14 protein-coding genes are annotated in these 17,534 nt (G+C 64.0%); 4 read left to right on the forward strand and 10 right to left on the reverse strand.

What is annotated here, in order from left to right; all coding sequences use genetic code 11:
- Positions 1-74: 74 nt before the first annotated feature.
- The 6 genes from PAN08_RS01610 to PAN08_RS01635 form a co-directional block, all read right to left on the reverse strand.
- Positions 75-1,400, reverse strand: a complete 1,326-nt coding sequence (locus tag PAN08_RS01610) for an alpha/beta fold hydrolase (protein WP_269789809.1) — start codon at positions 1,398-1,400, stop codon at positions 75-77.
- 47 nt (positions 1,401-1,447) lie between these two features.
- Positions 1,448-4,303 (reverse strand): TonB-dependent receptor, encoded by a 2,856-nt coding sequence (locus PAN08_RS01615; RefSeq protein WP_269789810.1) that lies wholly within the window; start codon positions 4,301-4,303, stop codon positions 1,448-1,450.
- Between the two features lie 249 nt (positions 4,304-4,552).
- Complete coding sequence (locus PAN08_RS01620) at positions 4,553-5,860, reverse strand: ABC transporter permease (RefSeq protein WP_269789811.1); 1,308 nt, start codon at positions 5,858-5,860, stop codon at positions 4,553-4,555.
- A 10-nt stretch (positions 5,861-5,870) separates the two neighbouring features.
- Positions 5,871-7,031 carry an FtsX-like permease family protein gene (locus PAN08_RS01625; RefSeq protein ID WP_269789812.1) on the reverse strand — a complete coding sequence of 387 codons (1,161 nt, stop codon included), beginning with the start codon at positions 7,029-7,031 and terminating at the stop codon, positions 5,871-5,873.
- Positions 7,032-7,042: 11 nt separating this feature from the next.
- Positions 7,043-7,729 (reverse strand): ABC transporter ATP-binding protein, encoded by a 687-nt coding sequence (locus PAN08_RS01630; RefSeq protein ID WP_269789813.1) that lies wholly within the window; start codon positions 7,727-7,729, stop codon positions 7,043-7,045.
- An 804-nt stretch (positions 7,730-8,533) separates the two neighbouring features.
- Positions 8,534-9,787, reverse strand: a complete 1,254-nt coding sequence (locus PAN08_RS01635; protein WP_269789814.1) for an efflux RND transporter periplasmic adaptor subunit — start codon at positions 9,785-9,787, stop codon at positions 8,534-8,536.
- 205 nt (positions 9,788-9,992) lie between these two features.
- On the opposite strand from PAN08_RS01635, the gene PAN08_RS01640 reads away from it, so the two are divergent.
- Genes PAN08_RS01640 through PAN08_RS01655 form a run of 4 tightly spaced genes read left to right on the forward strand, consistent with a single transcriptional unit; the run spans position 9,993 to position 13,545 of the window.
- Positions 9,993-10,913 carry an ABC transporter ATP-binding protein gene (locus tag PAN08_RS01640; RefSeq protein ID WP_269791139.1) on the forward strand — a complete coding sequence of 307 codons (921 nt, stop codon included), beginning with the start codon at positions 9,993-9,995 and terminating at the stop codon, positions 10,911-10,913.
- Complete coding sequence (locus PAN08_RS01645; protein WP_269789815.1) at positions 10,913-11,704, forward strand: ABC transporter permease; 792 nt, start codon at positions 10,913-10,915, stop codon at positions 11,702-11,704. The genes PAN08_RS01640 and PAN08_RS01645 overlap by 1 nt, the downstream gene beginning before the upstream one ends.
- 39 nt (positions 11,705-11,743) lie before the next feature.
- On the forward strand, positions 11,744-12,946 hold the full coding sequence (locus tag PAN08_RS01650) for a sensor histidine kinase (RefSeq protein ID WP_269789816.1): 1,203 nt from the start codon (positions 11,744-11,746) through the stop codon (positions 12,944-12,946).
- Positions 12,943-13,545 carry a response regulator transcription factor gene (locus PAN08_RS01655; RefSeq protein WP_269789817.1) on the forward strand — a complete coding sequence of 201 codons (603 nt, stop codon included), beginning with the start codon at positions 12,943-12,945 and terminating at the stop codon, positions 13,543-13,545. Before PAN08_RS01650 ends, PAN08_RS01655 begins: the two co-directional genes overlap by 4 nt.
- 23 nt (positions 13,546-13,568) lie before the next feature.
- Here PAN08_RS01655 and PAN08_RS01660 read toward each other — a convergent pair whose 3' ends face one another.
- From PAN08_RS01660 to PAN08_RS01675, 4 genes are all read right to left on the reverse strand, one after another.
- Positions 13,569-14,120 (reverse strand): cytochrome b, encoded by a 552-nt coding sequence (locus tag PAN08_RS01660; RefSeq protein ID WP_269789818.1) that lies wholly within the window; start codon positions 14,118-14,120, stop codon positions 13,569-13,571.
- A complete protein-coding gene (locus tag PAN08_RS01665; RefSeq protein WP_269789819.1) occupies positions 14,117-15,223 on the reverse strand; it encodes a catalase family peroxidase in 1,107 nt (368 codons plus the stop codon). The genes PAN08_RS01660 and PAN08_RS01665 overlap by 4 nt, the downstream gene beginning before the upstream one ends.
- Before the next feature lie 168 nt (positions 15,224-15,391).
- Entirely contained in the window at positions 15,392-16,759 is a 1,368-nt protein-coding gene (locus PAN08_RS01670; protein ID WP_269789820.1) for a M17 family metallopeptidase, read from the reverse strand.
- Positions 16,760-16,793: 34 nt separating this feature from the next.
- On the reverse strand, positions 16,794-17,501 hold the full coding sequence (locus PAN08_RS01675) for an HAD family hydrolase (protein ID WP_269789821.1): 708 nt from the start codon (positions 17,499-17,501) through the stop codon (positions 16,794-16,796).
- Between the last annotated feature and the right edge of the window lie 33 nt (positions 17,502-17,534).

A 17,534-nucleotide genomic window follows, 5' to 3' on the forward strand; every position in this document is an offset into this window, starting at 1 on the left:
TCGCGATCTGCTGCTTCCCTTTGCCGCAGCCAAGGGGAGGGTTGCGCAGTCTGCTTATGCTTCCGCTTCGCGGATCACACCGCGCCTGCCGGTACTGCGGGACAGTGATTGTTGTCGCCGGATTCGGCGAACCAATGGTTGACCACGTTGGAGAGACGGTCCAGACGCATTGGCAGGGTCAGATGATCTTCGCCTGCCACTTCCAGATAGCGTGCATGCGGTGCCGCCGCTGCCAATGCACGGCCCTGTGCTACTGGGATGTGCGCATCGTCGCGGCCATGCACGAGCAGCACACAGGCCGGCACCTGCGCCAATGCCTGGCCGACATCCACGCGATCCAGATCAATGCCGAGCTTGTGATCAGTTGCTGCGATGGCGTCGTCCAGGCCACTGCCGCCGTACTGCCAACGGGCAAGCGGCAGGGCGACGTAGTCACTCAGGCGTTCGGGTGGGCGCGACAACATATGCGGCACCATCGTGCGGATCGCCTGACCGGCGTTGTCGAAGGACTCCATGGCCACCACGCTGCGCAGCTGCGGGCCAAGTTCGCGCGCGGCGAAAATCGCCGTTGCCGCGCCATAGGAAACGCCGAGCAAATGCACCGGACCACTGATCTGGCCTTCGGCCTTCAATGTCTGCAGTGCGGCCACGACATCCTCGCCCTCACGCGTGCCGTAGCCCGACGGTGCGTGCCCGGAGCGGCCGTGGTTGCGCAGGTCCAGCGCGATGGTGCGATAGCCGTTCTGTGCAAGCTCCAGTGCCCAGGGCAGCAGCGAGCCACCATCCATCATCCAGCCATGCAGCAGGATCACCGTGCCGCGTGGTGCGATGGCAGAAGGCGCAGGCGCCGAGGCGTCCATGGAAAATTCCGGGAAGTGCTTGCCCTTGCCGAGATAGCGGTAATCCAGCTGATAGTTGCCAGGATCAAATGCAATCCAATGCAGCCTGACACCGTCGCTGCCAGCAACGCTGCCCTGTTGATGGGGCAATTGCGCCAGCAACGCATCGATGCGCTCGGTGGGAACCAAGGGAGAGGTGCCGCCGGGTGCGGCGAGGCGCTCGCTCAGCGACAGTGGCGGAACGGGAGACGAGAGAGCAAAGCCGGCCAGCATCACGCAGACGCCAGCCAGCGCCAGCGAACGAAGCATGGCGGGAACCGATATGGGAACACCGACACCGTAGTCACAAGCGGGCGTTGCATCTACCGCATGGCGATGACAACTAGATGACCGTTGTGTGGTGTTTGGGTTGCGCGAGTGGCTTTCCGCTGCCGGATGCTGTGCGAGCGTTGTGCTCGTTTGTGCCTTCTCGTGGAAGGGCGTGCGGTGGGTGATGAGGGCAACTGCTGAAAGCTTGCCCTCACCCCAACCCCTCTCCCGCGTGCGGGAGAGGGGCTTCACGTCATGCAATCACGACACGGTGAATCAGCGCCGTTGCGGCTTCTGGATCAGAAGCGCTGCTGGTACTTCATGTACATGAAACGACCGATGTCGAAGCCACCGTAGTAGGTGAAGCTGCTGTTCGGCTGGCTGTACATGATCGGGCCTTCGTGCTTGAACACGTTGTTGACGCCCAGCGACACGGTGCCGTCCCACGGCAACGCGTAACGCACCTGCAGGTCATGGAACGTGTTGGAACCCAGCTTGCGGCTCGGCTGCATGTCCGTGTACGGCGACTGGAAGTTCGGCATGTTGCATTCCGGGCCGCCTTCCAGATCGTACGAGCACTTCTCCTTCATGCTGGAGGTGTAACGGGTGGTCCAGCTCGCGCCGAAGTTGCCGTTCTGCCAATCCAGCGTCAGGTTGGAGCGCACGCGGAAGTTGCCTTCCCAGCCGGTGGACTGCTCAACCGGGGTGGTGTCCACGTTGTCAGCCTTGCGCGACAGGTAGTCCACGTAGGTGGTGTTCCAGCGCAGCGACAGCTGGCCGAACGCCATTTCCGGCAGGCGGTAACGGACGCCGAGGTCATAGCCAGCGGTTTCCTGGTAACCGGCGTTGTTCAACGAACGGTTCATGTCGCTGACCTGGCCCTTGTTGGTGCCGGAGGCGTAGCGGGTGAAGCGGTCGCAGGCCGAGGCGATGCCCTGCACGTAGCACTGGTTGAGGATGTCGGTGGCCGACTCGCCAACGATCACGTTGTCGATGCGGATCTTCCACCAGTCCAGGCTCAGGTCCAGGCCGGTGACAAAGTCCGGGCTGTAGACCAGGCCCACGGTCCAGGTCGTGGCGGTTTCCGGCTTCAGCGCGGCGTTGGAGCCGGAGGTGAAGTCGGTGACGGCCTGGACGCCAGAGGTGGTGGCCAGTTCGCCGTCGCCGGTCTTCTGGCGGAAACCGGCGCCCATGCCGGCGGCGGTACAGCGTGCAGCCACTTCACTGTTGCGTGCGGCAGCGCCGAAGGAGCGGTCGCACGGATCGGTGATGCGGTCACGGGTGGTGACGGTGCCGCCGTACAGGTCGTCCACGGTCGGCGCACGGAAACCGGTGCCGTAGGTGGCGCGGACCAGCAACGTGTCGATCGGCTTCCACTTCAGGCCGAACTTGCCGTTGGTGGTGCCACCGAAGTTGTTGTAGTCCGAGTAACGGCCCGCCACGTCCAGCGACAGCTCGCGCACGAACGGCAGGTCGGCCAGCAACGGCACCTGCAGCTCCATGTACACCTCGTCCAGCTTGTAGTCACCCTGGGTTGGCTTGCCGCTGGTGCCGGCGATCTGGCCGTTCTGCACCATCATGTCCGGGGTGTAGCTGGCTTCTTCGGTGCGGTGTTCCACGCCCATCGCGGCCATGACGTCGCCGGCCGGCAGGGTGAACAGCGAGCCGGAGATGTTCGCGCTGACCACCTTGGTGGTGCTGCGGATATCGTCGACGAAGCTCTTGAACAGGTAGTCGCGCACGGCCGGGTCGCCGCTGAGCGAACCGGGGCTGTTGCTGCCCATCGGTGCCAGCGGGTTCCACGGCACGCAGCCTTCGATCACGTTGCCAACGCTGCCGCAGCGGGCCACGCCGCTGCCGTCGATGAAGGACGGGCCCACGGCCAGGTTCACGTTCGGCTGGTACATGCTCTGCAGGGTGCGACGCTCGCCCTCATTGCGGTTGTACATGTAGCTGACGTTCCAGTCCCAGAAGCGCGAACCGGTTTCGAAGCTGCCTTCCAGACCAATGCTGGCGCGCTTGGTGGTCAGGCTGTTGTTGGTCGCACGCGGAAATTCCTCGGTGCGATGCGAGAACAGCACGTCCTTGCCCCAGTGGTTGAACGCACTGTCGGCAGACAGTGGCGCACGCGCACCGCTGGCCGACTGCGCGGCGGACACCGAGTACGGGTAACCGGCCAGCTGCTTGACCGACTCACGCTCGCTGTACAGCACGTCGGCGACAACGCGCAGGTCGTCGTTGATCTGGAAACCACCATTGGCGAATGCAGACTTGCGCTCCAGCGAGGAGAGCAGGGTCATGTTGGTCTTGGTGTTGGCGTAGGTGGCCGGGTCACGTGGCTTGAAGTTTTCCACCTTCGACGGATCGCCACCCGGGCCGACGCTGAGCACCTTGCCGTCTACGGTGACCGAGCCCCATGCGGTGGTGCCATTGAGGCCATCGGCGGGGTGGTACGGGCCGTTCGGGTACGCGGTGAACTCACGCGCGCCACCGAGCACCGGGTCTTCCTTCGACTTCTCTGCGCCCACGCTGAACCAGCCGCGGTCGAAGGTCTTGCCGAAGTTGGCGCTGTAGGAGCGCTTCTGGCCATCGCCTTCGCTGTACTGGCCGACATAGGCGCTGGCGTTGCCGCCATCGAAGTTCTTGCGGGTGATGACGTTGATCACACCAGCGATGGCATCGGAGCCATACAGCGCCGATGCGCCGTCGGTCAGCACTTCAATGCGCTCGACGATGGCCGAGGGAATCGAGCCGACGTCGGAGTAACCGCCGGCGCTGACGCCCATGCGGCGGCCGTCGATCAACACCAGAGTGCGCTCCGGGCCAAGGTTGCGCAGGCTGACGAACATGCCGCCGTAATCGCGGCCCGACGACAGTGCAGAGGCACGGCTCAGCGACGGTGCGCCGGCGGCGGTGACGTCCTGCAGGATGTCGGCGACGTTGACGTAGCCCTTCTTTTCGATCTCCGCGCGGGTCAGGGCGATGACCGGCTGTGCGGTCTCGACGTTGGCCTGGCGGATACGCGAACCCGTGATTTCAATACGGTCCAGCGTGGTGGTGGAATCGTTGGCGTCTTGCGCGAACACAGGGGCAGTGCAGCTGCTGGCCAACGCGATGGCAATCGCGGTGCGCAGCGGATTCGACTTCAGATACATCTCTTTCGGCTTTCCTTTATACCTACTACGAAAAAAGCGCCCTTATAGGGCGCTGTGACAGATGCATCACCGTTGGGGGAGGGACGCAGCATCCGCTATCACAGCTCGCTGCCCGCCGAAAACTCGGGCGGGCGCGCATGATGGACCAAACGGATCGATGCGTGAAGGGACAAGTTCCGCCATGCCCATCTGCAATCGTTGCAGATGGGCACGCCATGGCGGACCGTCATGGTGCGGTTGACGAAGGGCTCAGGTTTCGCGCAGGGCGGTGGTGATCGGCAGTCGCGCCGCCCGCAGGGCCGGGAACAAACCACCTACCAGGCCAATGCCCAACGCCCATTTCAAGCCGCTCCACAACAACGGTGGCGACACTTTGAACTGGAACACCACCTGGCTGAAGTTGTTGCCCAGGGTGGAGACGCTGAAGTTGTTGAACGCCAGCCACGCGATCGCGCCGCCCAGTAAACCGCCAAGCAACGCCAGAAGCATGGTTTCCAGCATCACCGCGGTCACCACCGGCACGCCGCGGAAACCAATGGCGCGCAGCGTAGCGATTTCCCGGGCACGCGTGGCGACTGCCGCATACATGGTGTTGAGCGCACCAAACACTGCGCCCACCGCCATGATTGCGCCGATCACCGTGCCTAGCACGTTGAGCAGCTTGTTCAAGCCGCCGCCCTGCTTGCGGTAATACTCGCCGGTGGTCTCCACATCCAGTTTCAGGCGGGGGTCGGCGGCCACGGCGGCTTTGAAGGCTTCAAAGCCCTGCTTGCCTTCGGTGCGGACATTGATCGACTGCCAAGCGCTGCGGTTGTACGTGGTGGCCAGTGTCTGTGCATCCGTCCATAGCTCGGACTCATGCGCATCGCCCGATTCAAAGATGCCCACCACCGTCCATGCCTGGTTGCCGAGGGTGAGCGTCTTGCCGACGTCAAGCCCCTGGAACTGCGTCTGCGCACCGCGCCCGGCCACGATCTCGCGCAGGCCGGTGCCGAAGCTGCGGCCTTCGACGATGCGCACCTTGTCGTGCACAGCCCAGGCCTGCTCGCCGACGCCACGGAACTGCGCGTTGACGTCGGTGCCATCACTGCGTGACGTGAGATTGACTACCTGCGAGACCTCGGCCGACACCAGCGGGCGACCGTTCTCACTGCGTGCCACGCCGGGCAGGGTTTCCAGCAGCGGAACCTGGTCGCGGGTGATGACTGAATTGGTCTCTGCCTGTGAACCGCCGCGCAGCACGATGGCGGTGGTGTCATCGCCGGTACTTTCCAGCGTTGCCTGGAAGCCCTGACCCATCGCCAGCATCGCCACCAACACACCGACTACCCCGGCAATGCCGATCACGATCACTGAGGAGGACCCCCAACGCTGCGGCAGGCTGGCCAGCCCGATACGGGTTGCAGCCAGTGCGAGGCGACCGCTGCGGGTGAGCAGCAGCCACAGAGTGATGGCAACGGCGACGGCGGCAACACCGATCCACGGTAGTGCGATCCACACGCCCAGACCAACGATCAACAGCACGATCACCAGCGCGTTTGAAAGAAAGTTCTTCATGTCGTTCTCCTTAGCGCCCGGCCAGTGCATCAACGATCTTCAGGCGTTTGGCCCGAAGTGCCGGCAATACGCCCACCACCAAACCAATCACCACGATCAGCAATGCACCCACCAACCACGTCTGCGTTGGCACATGCGGTGGCAGCAAGCCCATGGTCTTGGGTGCCATCACAGGTAGCGCCAACGCCGCCAGGCCGAGGCCGATCACACCGCCCAGGCCGACCAGCAGCACTGCTTCCACCATCACCAGCATCAGCACGGTGCCGTCCTTGAAGCCCAGCGTCTTGAGCGTGGCCAGTTCGGGGACGCGCTCGCGCACTGCCTGCGCCATGGTGTTGCCGGTGAGCAGCAGCAGGGTGAAGAACACCGCGCCCATGATCGAAGTGACGATCATGCCGATGTCGGCAAACTGTTTGATGAAGGCCTGCTGGAACGCCGACTCGGTTTGGCTCTTGGTCTCATGGTCGGAGTTGGCCGAGATGGCATCGATGGCCTGTGCCACGCGTGAAGCATGGTCCGGGTTGTCCAGTCGCACCGTGTACCAGCTCACCTGGTTCTTGATGTAGTCGTTGGATTCGTCGAAATACTTCCAGTTCATCATCAACTGGCGCTCTTCGTTGGCGGCAGTGGCGGTGTTCTTGGAGCGGAACGTGCCGACCAGTTGCAGCGGCCAATCGTTGCTGCCGCCACGCGGGAAGATAGTGGCCTGCAACGGAATGGTGTCGCCGATCTTCCAGCCAAACTGCTTGGCCAGCGATTCACCGACGATGGCACCGGTGCGGGTGTTGCGGAATGCTTCTACCTGCTCCTTCGGGATCTCGAATTCATTCATGACATCGAAGTAATTCGGTGCGACCGAGAAGTTGGGGAAAAAATTCTTCGGGTCCTGATAGATGCCACCGAACCACATGGCGTAGGTCACATCGGTCACGCCTTCTATCTGGCGGATCTGCGATTCCAGGCGGATGGGTATGGTCTGGGTGATGGACAGCCGTGAACCGACCACCAGCCGGTTGGCACCGGCCACCGAATTACCGCCGCTGGCAAACGCCACGCGCACCGAATCCAGCATGCCGAACAACAGAAAGGCCGTGACGATCGACAGCAGCGTGAACAACGTACGCGTGCGGCTGCGGAACAGCTGTGCCCAAACCAGTGAAAAATATTTCATGGTTGCGCTCCTCAGTGCACGGGGGCGTCGACCAGCTCGCCCTTGTCCAGATGCACGGTGTGGGTGGCGTACTCGGCAGCCTTGGGGTCGTGCGTGACCATGATGATGGTCTTGCCGTGCTCGCGGTTGAGCAGCTGCAGCAGGCCCAGGACTTCCTCGGCGGATTGACGGTCAAGGTCGCCGGTGGGCTCGTCGCAGATCAGGAAAGTGGGGTCGGACACAATGGCGCGCGCGATTGCCACGCGCTGCTGCTGGCCGCCAGACAATTCGTTGGGGCGGTGGTCGCGGCGGTCGGCCAGTCCCACCAGCGTCAGCGCGATCTGTGCACGGCGCTTGCGATCAGCCGCACTCAGATTGGTGAGCAACAACGGCAACTCCACATTCTTCTGCGCGGTGAGCATTGGCATCAGGTTGTAGAACTGGAACACGAAGCCGACGTGGTGGCTGCGCCATGTGGACAGCTGGCCGGCACCGAGTTGGTCGATACGCTGCTCTTCGATATTGATTTCACCGCCAGAAGGGGTATCCAGGCCACCGATGAGGTTGAGCAGAGTGGTTTTGCCTGAGCCGGATGGTCCCATCAGCGCGACGAAGTCACCGCGGGTGATGTCCAGGTTGATACCGTGCAGTACTTGCACTTTTTCCGGGCCGCGCTGGTAGGTCTTGGTGATGTTGCGGAGGGAGACGAGGGTACTCATGGATGTTCCTCAGCGGTGACGTGTTGGGTTTTGGGTTTTGTCGTCCGGTGTGAGAAGCGCGGGACGAGGCAGGCGGAGCGAGGTACGAGGAGCGAGCGGTTGTTTCCCCCTCCCTTGCGCAAAGCGCAGGGGAGGGTTGGGGAGAGGTGTCGTTGCTCTGGCAGTTGCTTTGCAGTTGCTTTGCTTTGCAGTTGCTTTTGATCTGCCGGGTTCCCTTCCGCAGCGATGGAGCTGGCAGGCAAGACCCCGAAAGGGGCGGCGCACAAGGATGTGCGTCGTTTTTCGACGAGACAGGGATGTCTCGTCGAAAAATCCTGCCGGCGGAGTGGACCCGCGATGCGAAGCATCGTGGGCGCGGAGGCAGGGTGTGTTTTCTTTGCGCCAGGTTTCTTTGCACAAGCAAAGAAAGGTGGCTCGCGCCCCTTTAGGGGCACGAAAGCTTTTGCCTTTAGTCCTTGCTGTGCTTCTCACTACTCAAAAGCCGAAGCAGGAACAAGAACAAGTGCAAGAGCTTTCACTCCCCTCCGGGGAGCGAGTTACTTTTCTTTGCTTGTGCAAAGAAAAGCTAACCAAAAGAAAACACACCCTGCCTACGCGCCTTCCGCGCTGCACGCCGCCCCCTTCGGGGCCTTGTCCGTCAGCTCCGCCGCTGCGGAAGGGAACCCGGTAAATCAAAAACAAGAGCAACAGCAACAGCAGGATCAACAACAGAATCAACAACAGAATCAACAACAGAATCAACAACGCAACTACCCGGTGATTGGCAGCACCGCGGCACAGGTCACAGCCCAGCGCGCAACGCGCTTACTTCTCCGCACCTGCCAGCGCCACTTTGTCACCGTCCTTCAATTCATCCGATGGATTGACCACCACCGTCTGCCCGGCACTCAGGCCCGACAACACCTGCTTGTCCTTGCCCAGCGTGGCGCCGGTCTCCAGCGCCTGCTGCCGCACTTTGTCGTCGGCCTGCACCACGAACGCTACGGGTTTTCCTTCGCGTTGCACGATGGCCGTGGCGGGGACGCGCACGCCCTTGGGCACCTCGGTACCTGCAGGAGCGGCTTTCTCCAGGAAGCTCACCCGCACACCCATCTCCGGCACGATGCGCGGGTCCTTTACGCCCAGTGCGACGCGCACCTTCACCGTGGCCTTGCCGCGGTCGGCGGTGGGAATGATGGCGATCACCTCACCGGGAATCTTCCAGTCCGGGTAGGCGTTGAGCACGGTTTCCACCGCCATCTTCGGTTGCACACGGCCAATGAAGGCTTCGCCGACTTCCACTTCCACTTCCAGCGAATCCATGTCGACGATGGTGCCAATGCCGGTACGGGTGAAGCCGCCACCGGCCGACAGCGGCGACACGATCTCGCCCGGCTGCGCGGCCTTGGCCGTGACTACGCCGGAGAACGGTGCGCGCACGATGTTGTTGTCCACGCCCAGGTCGGCGATGGACAAGGCGTCCTGCGCCACCTTGGTGTTGTGCTGTGCGGTCAGCAACTGCGCACGCAGGCTGTCGCGTGCGGCCACTGCCTGGTCGTACTGTGAGCGCGAGACCAGCTGCTGGCTTACCAGCGATTGCAGGCGTGATGCTTCCGCCTCCGTCTGGCGCAACTGCGCCTGCAGGCCGCCAATCTGGCTGCGTGCGGCATCCAGCTGTGCGGCGTTGAGACTGCGCTGTGCGTTGGCATCAATGGGGTCGAGCGTGGCCATCACCTGGCCTTCTTCCACGCGCATGCCTTCTTCGATCATGACCTCGCGCACCTTGCCGGTGATCTTGGCCGAAACCGTCGCCATGCGCCGCGCGACGACATAGCCGCTGGCGTCCAGCACCGCGGTGCTGCCGGCGCCCGCCTGGGCCATGGCCACGACCGGTGCGGTTTCCACCGTGATGGCCGGTTTGCGGCTGAGCAGGGCGCCGATGGCCAAGGCCAGCAGCAACGCCAGGATCAGGCCAAGCACCACCCACAGCCAGCGGCTGGATGAGGACGGGCCGCGCGGCGGCGGGGCGGCCGAGCGATCAATGCGGAGTTCCTTCAGCAGTTCAGCAGATGCATTCATGTGGGAAAGGACGGCGCGAGAGGGGAAATGTGACCGAAAGGTACCGCAAACCTGTGTTTCAGGTGGTCTGCAACGGAACGGATGATAGGCATGCAGCACCCCAGATGCAGGTGACGGTTGTCACCCGCTTCGCCTGACCGCCGTGACTGTCGACTGCCTGGCCGACGCCTTACCTTGGCGCCATTCCCAGCGAGAGGCGACGGCGATGGTGCAAGGCAGCGACGTATTGGCCAGTCTGCGTGGCGTGCATAAGCGTTATGGCACGCTGGTCGCACTCAATGGCGTGGATCTGGACCTGCATGCCGGGCAGGTGATGGCATTGCTGGGCCCCAACGGTGCCGGCAAGACCACCACCATTGGCTTGTTGCTGGGCCTGCTGCGTGCAGATGCCGGGCAGGTGCAGTTGTTCGGGCAGGACCCGCAGCAGCTGGCGGCGCGGCGCGGCATCGGGGTGATGCTGCAGGATGCGGCGCTGCCGCCCACGCTCACGTTGGCGGAGTTGCTGCGGCTGAGTGCCAGTTACTACCCGGCGCCGCGCCCGTTGCTCGAGAGCGCATCGCTGGCCGGTGTCGAGGAGCTACTCGGTCGTCCTTACGGCAAGCTCTCCGGCGGGCAGCAGCGCCGCGTGCAGTTCGCCATCGCCCTGTGTGGCCGGCCGCGGTTGTTGTTCCTCGATGAACCCAGCGTCGGCCTGGACCTGCCGGCACGCCAGCGGCTGTGGGCAACCGTGCGCCAACTGGTGGGCGAGGGTGCCGCCGTGGTGCTGACGACGCATTACCTGGAGGAGGCCGAGCACCTGGCCGATCGCGTCTGCGTGATGTTGCACGGCCGTATCGTCAGCGATGGCAGTGTCGATGCGCTGCGCGCCCGCGTGGCCAATCGCGTGATCCGCTGCCAAACGGCGCTGGATGTCACCACCGTCGCTGCGTGGCCGGGAGTGCATGATGCCCGCCGCGATGGCGCGCGCCTGCAGTTCAGCAGCAGCCAAGTCGAGGTGGTGGTGCGACGTCTTCTCGATGCCGACCCGCAGTTGTCCGCACTGGAAGTGCAGCCGGCCGGCCTGGGTGAAGCCTTCACCGCCTTGACCGACGACACCACCGCAGCCGAACAACGCGAGGCCGCCTGATGAACACGCTGACACCGCTGCACACGGAGCGCACGACCACCGCAATGACGGGCCGACGCGTGCTCGGCGCCTACCTGCAGGAGATCCGTGCCGAATGCCTGCGTTATCTACGCAGCCCCTCATTCGTACTGCCGTCGATGTTGTTCCCGGCGGTGTTCTACCTGATGTTTGCGGTGGTGCTGGGCGCGCGTCAGTCTGCCGATGCGCCGCGTTTCCTGTTGGCTGCCTACGCGACGTTCGGCGTGATGGCGCCTGGCCTGTTCGGCTTCGGTGTGTCGCTGGCGATGGAGCGTGACAACGGCCTGCTCACGCTCAAACGTGCATTGCCGATGCCACCGGCGGCGTACCTGCTCGGCAAGATGGTCATGGCCATGCTGATGTCGCTGATGATCACGTTGTTGCTGCAGGTGCTGGCCATCACCTTGGCGGGTGTGTCCATGACGGCGGTGCAGATGCTGCGCCTGACCGTGGTCTGCACGCTTGGCGCCTTGCCGTTCTGCGCTTTGGGGCTGCTGCTGGGCACGCTGGTCAGAGGCCACGGAGCGCCGGCGGTGGTGAACCTGTTGTACCTGCCGATGGCGTTCCTGTCCGGCCTGTGGTTTCCGCTGTCGCTGTTGCCGCCGTTGATCCGTGGGCTGGCGCCGATCTGGCCCAGTCATCATCTGAACGCGTTGGCCCAGGCGGCGGTCGGTTTCGATACCGGCAATCCATGGCCGCACGTGTTGTGGCTGGGGGTGTTCACGGTCGTGGTTTGCGCCATGGCCGCACGCCGGTTGCGCCGTCATGGGTGATGGCATCATGTGCGGCATCAGAACAGGACGTACCCGTAGATGAGTCTGCATCTTCCCGCCTGGTTCAAACCGGCACCGGATTCAGTGGTCGCCGACAACATCAAGTTGGGCAAGTGGCCGTGGCTGGACGCGGTGCACCTGTTGTGGACGGTGTGGGTGTTCATCACACCGGCATTCAGCGGTGGCTTCACCTTGCGCTGGGCGTTGATAACGCTCTGGTCGTATCCGCTGTTCGTGCTGCTCTATGCAATGACGCTGGTGTCGTCGCGCCGCACCGCGCCGGTCTTCGCGCTGGCCATGGTGGTGATGGCGATATCGTTGTTGCGCGTGTATCCGTCCGGCATCAGCTACTTCATCTTCGGCTGCGTGATGTTGCGTACCAATCGCTCCATCTCGACATTCCGGTACCTGTTTGAACTTGCCTGTTTGAATGTGGTGTTCGTGGTGCTTGCGTCGTGGATCGGTTACCCGTGGCAGACCATCGCCTGGGTGCCGGTGCTGTCGACCATCATTGGCTTGATCGTCAACGTGGAGCGTGCCAGCAGCGAGAAGGATGCCGCGTTGCGGCTGTCACATGAGGAGGTGCGGCGTCTGGCTGCTACCGCCGAGCGTGAGCGCATCGGGCGTGATCTGCATGATCTGCTCGGGCACACGTTGTCGCTGATCACCTTGAAGATGGAGTTGTCGCGCAAGCTGTTCGAGCGTGACCCGGAGCGTTCAAAGCGCGAGCTGACAGAAGCCGAACAGATCGCGCGCGATGCGTTGGCCCAGGTGCGCAGTGCTGTTACCGGTTTCCGCGCCGCCGATCTTGCTGCCGAGCTGGCCTCGGCCCACCTGTTGCTGGAGTCCACGCACGTGCATCTGCGTTACAGCCCGCCACCCGCGATGCCGGCGTGGATTGAGGGCGGGCTGGCGATGGTGCTGCGTGAGGCGGCAACCAATATTGCCCGCCATTCGCAGGCCAACGAAGCCATGATCACCATTCAATGCGACGCCGGTGTTGTGTCCTTGGAGGTAGCCGACGACGGCCGCGGCGGCGTGTCGGCCAACGGCAACGGGTTGTCGGGCATGCGCGAGCGCGTGGCGGCAATGGGCGGCAGCCTTGAGATGGATTCACCACGCGGGCAGGGCACACGCTTGAAAGTACGCATTCCATTCGTGCAACCGGCGGTGCCCGGCGCAGAAGCAAGCACCGCCGCAGGTGACACCTTGACTCCAGCGGTGCGTGAGGTACGCGCATGATCCGTATTCTGTTGGCCGAAGATCAGGCCATGGTGCGCGGCGCCCTGTCGGCGCTGCTCAATCTTGAAACGGATATTGAAGTGGTTGGCACCGCCGCAGACGGCGAAGCGGCATGGCGCGAACTGCAGCGGCTCACGCCCGATGTGCTGGTCACCGATATCGAGATGCCCCACCTCACCGGATTGGAGCTGGCACAGCGCGTGCAGCGCCACCAGTTGCCGGTGAAGGTGGTGATCGTTACCACGTTTGCCCGCAGTGGCTTCCTGCGTCGTGCACTTGACGCTGGCGTGCAGGGTTATCTGTTGAAGGACTCGCCTGCGGAAAAACTGGCCGATGCCCTGCGTCAGGTGCAACGCGGCGGCCGCGCGATTGATCCCCAACTGGCGATGGAAGCCTGGTCGGAAGCCGACCCGCTCAACGACCGTGAGCGGCAGGTGCTGCGGCTTGCAGGCGAGGGCCGCTCGGCCAATGAGATCGCCGAACAACTCGGCCTCTCGCATGGCACCGTGCGCAACTATCTGTCCGAGTGCATTGGCAAGCTCGGCGTGGTCAACCGCATCGAAGCGTATCGGCTGGCGCGGCAGAAGGGCTGGTTGTAATCACCGCAGGCAGTGTCGGCCGGCTACCGGGCATCGTCGCGCGATGGGCCCTTTGCCATCGCCTGGAAAACGCCGTCGCGGCGTACCCACAGATGGAACAGCGCCGCCGACAGATGTCCGATCACGGTAGCGAACAGCACGTAGGCCAGCAGGCTGTGCGCGTTGCGCAGCGCGGCGTACAGCGCCGGGTCGTGCGGCACGATCGGCGGCAGGTTCAAGCCCGACCACATCACGATCGGGTATCCGCCAGCCGACAGCATCGACCAGCCGATCAACGGCATCGCCAGCATCAACCCGTACAGCAGCCAGTGCGAGGCATGTGCGGCAGCGGCTTGCCTCGCGGGCAGGTCGGTGGGCAGCGGTGGTGGCCGGTGACGCAGGCGGTTGTACAGGCGCACCAACACCAGCAGCAGAATCGCGATGCCGAGTGGTCGGTGCAGGTTGATCAACGCCGGGCGCCAGTGCAGCGAGGCAACCATGCTCACGCCGACGAACAGCATGCTCAGGATCATTGCCGCCATGAGCCAGTGCAACACGCGGGCGGTGAGATTGAAGTGGCCTGCATCGCGGCTCATCGTGCACCTTCCTTGCCGGTGGCATCGGTCGCCTTGCCGCTGGCGATCTCGCGTTCGCGGCGGTTGAACGACTGCGAATACACCGCTGATCGCGCGGCGAGGATTGGGTCATTGGACCCCTTGATGCCACTGGGCAGGATCAACGGATCGTAGTTGACGTCGCGGCAGGCGCCGTCGGCCTGCGGCTGCATCGAGGCCAGACTGAGTGTGCCGACCTTGATCTGGCGGCGCTGCTCGGGCCACACCTGCGAGGGGTCATCAATCGGATCGCCGGCCTCGGCGATGGTCACCCACATGTCCCAGCGCACCGGGCCCTGTGCCAGCCGTTGCTGGAATTCGTCGGCAAGGTAATCCAGCCCGGCCTGCGCGCGTTGCTCCGGTGTCATCTCCGCGATTGGCGCCTGCGGCCGCATGCTCCAGCGCACGACGTGCTCGCTGCCGTCGGCGGCAATGAAACGGAAGCTGTTGATCCCGTTGTAGGTGGTGTTGGCCCAGCTGTTCGACCACGGGGCAGTCTTGGCCCACTGCCCGAACGCGCGTGCCGATGGATATTTCGCCAATACCGCAGCCATCTTCGCCGGGTCTGGTTTGCCGGTGGCTGGGTCGGGGATGCCCGCGCGGGTCTGTTCGAGGAAGGCCTCGGTAGTGGGTACGGCGAAGAACGGGAAACTGTTCATCGCGGTGCGCAATTCCTGGCCGTCATCGCTGATCAGCTGCAACGCCATGCTGCGTACGCGCGCATTGGCATCGGCGCCGTGTGGGTCGCCACCGCCTATCGACAGACGTCCCAGCACCGGCACCTGCTGTTGCTGGAACACGCGTGCCGAACTCAGGGCTGCGCCTTCCGGTGTGCCCTGGAAGTTGCCGCTCACGCACACGCCCTTGCTATGCGCACGGCGGAAGCCGGGATGCGCCGAGCCGGTGGCTTCGATGCTGTCAGTGAAGGCCTGGGCCGTGGCACGGTCGCGACCGATCCAACCGGCCAGCCAGGCGAAGGCCAGCACCAGCAGGCCGGCGATCAACGCGATCAGCGCGATCCATAGCAGCGGCGAACGGGGGCCGCGTGGTTCTTGGCCAGCGCGGGTATAGCCGAAAAGCGACATGTCTGAATTCCTGCCTTCACGATGCGTGTGGGTGGGCGATGTAGGCATGGTGTCAGAACAGCGGCCGGGCCGATATTCACGTTTTCGACAACTATTGCGGAAACGACAGATCCCCGCCGGAGCGGGGATCTGTGGGTCCAATTGAAAGCTAAGTAACGCCCGGTTCTATCAGGCGTAGCGTGCTTTCAACATCGCCCATGCAGAACGCAGCGCCAGGGCTTCGCCACCGGCCGGGCGGCCCGGGCGTTCGCCGTCATTCCAGGCGTACACATCCAGATGCGCCCACACTTGGCCTTCGTTGATGAAGCGCTCCAGGTACAACGCGGCGGTGACCGCGCCGGCCATGCGCGAGCCGGAATTGGCCAGGTCGGCAATGCCGCTGTTGAGGTAACGCAGGTACGGGCGCCACAACGGCATGCGCCACAGCGGATCGCGGGTGGCGTCGCCGGCCTGCAGCCACTGGTTGGCCAACGCGTCGTTGTTGGAGAACAACGCCGGCAGGTCTGGCCCCAGCGCAATGCGTGCGGCACCGGTGAGCGTGGCGAAATCGATGATGGCTTCCGGCTGCTGCTCGCTGGCGTAGGTCAGTGCATCGCACAGGATCAAACGGCCTTCGGCGTCGGTGTTGTCGATCTCCACCGTGATGCCTTTGCGCGTGGTGATCACTTCACCCGGGCGGAACGCATCCGGGCCGACGGCGTTCTCCACTGCCGGCACGATCAGCGTCAGACGCACCGGCAGCTGCTGCGCCATCACCAGCCCGGCCAGCGCCAGTGCATGTGCGGCGCCGCCCATGTCTTTTTTCATGTTACGCATGCCGTCGGCCGGCTTCAGGTCCAGGCCACCGGTGTCGAAGCACACGCCCTTGCCGACCAATGCCAGGTGCGGAGCGTCTTCCTTGCCCCAACGCAATACGATCAGGCGTGGTGCGCGGTGCGAAGCGCGGCCAACGGCGTGGATGGTGGGGAAGTTCAGCTCCAGCAGTTCGTCACCGGCAATGACTTCCAGTGCACCGCCGTGGGCGTTGACCAGCTCGCGCGCGGCGTCTTCTAGCTGCTGCGGGCCCATGTCTTCGGTCGGCGTGTTCACCCAATCGCGCACGCGCAGGCAGGCGGTGACCACGTCCAGCACTTCCTGCGATGGGCTGGCCAGCAACTGCGCCGGTGCACGTAGCGGTTTGCGGTAACGGGCAAAACGGTAGCTGCCCAGGCCCCAGCCCAACTGCAGGTTGGTGGCGCTGATCGGGTCCAGCGCGTTGGCGACCTTCCAGGTCGTGCCGGCCGGCAGTGCAAACGGGGCATGCGCGAAGGCGTAGGCATCGGCGCGGTCGCCCACGCCCATCACCGCGCCGGCAATGCCGTCAGCACCCGGCAGCAGTGCCACCGAGGTGTGTGCGGCGGTGAACTGCTGCGCGGCAAGCCAGGCCTGCACGGCGGCCGGCTGCTGTGCGTTCCACGCGGCAAAGCTGTCGCGGTCCAGTACGTACAGCGGCAGGGCGTGGGTGGCGTCGGAGGTGAAACCGTTGAGGGGCGTCATGATCTGCATCTCGTATCTGAAGGTGGCCGTTGGCTCAGCGCTGCGCCGATGCGTTGGCATCGAGCCAGTCGGCCAACCCGGTCAGGGTGTCGAACTGCAGGTCAGGCTGCAGCGCTTGGTCGGTCCATGTATGTGATTCGCGGTTGATCCAGCAACCGCGCAGGCCCGCGCGCATCGCACCGGCAACATCCATTTCGGCGTGGTCGCCAACATGCAGCACGTGTGCGTGTTCAACGCCCAGGCGCTCGCAGGCGGCGTGGAAAATGCCCGGGTCCGGTTTGGCCGCGCCAAACTCGCGTGAGCCCAGCTGGAAGGCGAACAACTCGCCAATGCCAATGCGCTGCAGGTCGGCATTGCCGTTGCTCACCGCGGCCACCGGCACGCGTGCGGCGATGCGGCGCAAGGCTTCCAGCGCATCCGGGTAGAACTCCACCTGGTTGCGCGCGGCATAGAACGCTTCATACGCCGGCTCCAGCAGGCCGCTGTCGGCGCCGCTGTTTTCCAGTGCTTCGGCCAGCGTCAACCGGCGCAGGGCGCTCAGGTCGTAATGCAGGTGAGGGTTGTCGCGGAACGAGCGTTCGCGCAGTTCACGCATGGCCGCCACCGGGTACATCGTCGCGGTGGCGGGGCTGTGCTCGAGCATCCAGTCGTGCAACACCTGGTCAATGCGGGCGCCGATGGGCGCGAATGGCCAGAGTGTGTCGTCCAGGTCGAGGGTGATAGCTAGGACAGGAAAATTCACCCGGGCATTTTACGGCAAGCCGCCGCTCGCCTG

The sequence above is a fragment of the Stenotrophomonas sp. Iso1 genome, from assembly GCF_027497995.1.
Classification (GTDB): domain Bacteria; phylum Pseudomonadota; class Gammaproteobacteria; order Xanthomonadales; family Xanthomonadaceae; genus Stenotrophomonas.